This window comes from Eubacterium sp. 3_1_31 (assembly GCF_964249515.1).
Taxonomy (GTDB): domain Bacteria; phylum Bacillota_I; class Bacilli_A; order Erysipelotrichales; family Erysipelotrichaceae; genus Longicatena; species Longicatena caecimuris.
This window is the reverse complement of the sequence record NZ_CAXUBY010000120.1, coordinates 1-549: the sequence shown is the minus strand read 5'-3', so window position 1 is coordinate 549 and position 549 is coordinate 1. Positions and strand designations below refer to the sequence as shown.

Here is a 549-nt window from a genome sequence, read left to right as displayed (position 1 = left end):
CGCGCATCGCTGGTACACAGCGGAACCGTTGACCCGTCCCAGGACAATATGCTCAAGATTACCTCGGATGGCCGTAAGCTGGGCCTGGACCAGAGAATCGTCAACCAGATGCTGCCGGATGAACCTGGCACAAAGGTCAATCAGTGCGTGGACAACATCATGCAGATCTGGCGGAATGGCAAAGCTGACAAGCTGACCCAGCTGGTGTTCTGCGACATTTCTACACCGCAGGCAAAAGCTCCTGCAAGCAAGGCGGCGAAAACGCTGGATAATCCACTGCTTCACGCATTGGAAGGCTCTGTGCCTCTGCCGGAGCAGGAACCGGTCTTTACGGTATATGACGATATTCGTCAGAAACTCATTGCTCAGGGAATGCCTGCCGACCAGATCGCTTTTATCCATGAAGCCAACACCGAAGTGCGGAAAAAGGAGTTGTTCTCTAAAGTCCGTACCGGTCAGGTGCGTGTCCTTTTGGGCAGCACCGCCAAGATGGGCGCAGGCACCAATGTGCAGGACCGTCTGGTGGCACTTCATGACCTGGACTGTCCG

1 protein-coding gene is annotated in these 549 nt (G+C 55.2%); it reads left to right on the top strand.

Features of this window, described 5'->3' with window-relative positions; translation table 11 throughout:
- Positions 1–549: hypothetical protein (locus ACESSZ_RS16510; protein WP_499842915.1), on the top strand; the 549-nt coding region annotated here is incomplete at both ends.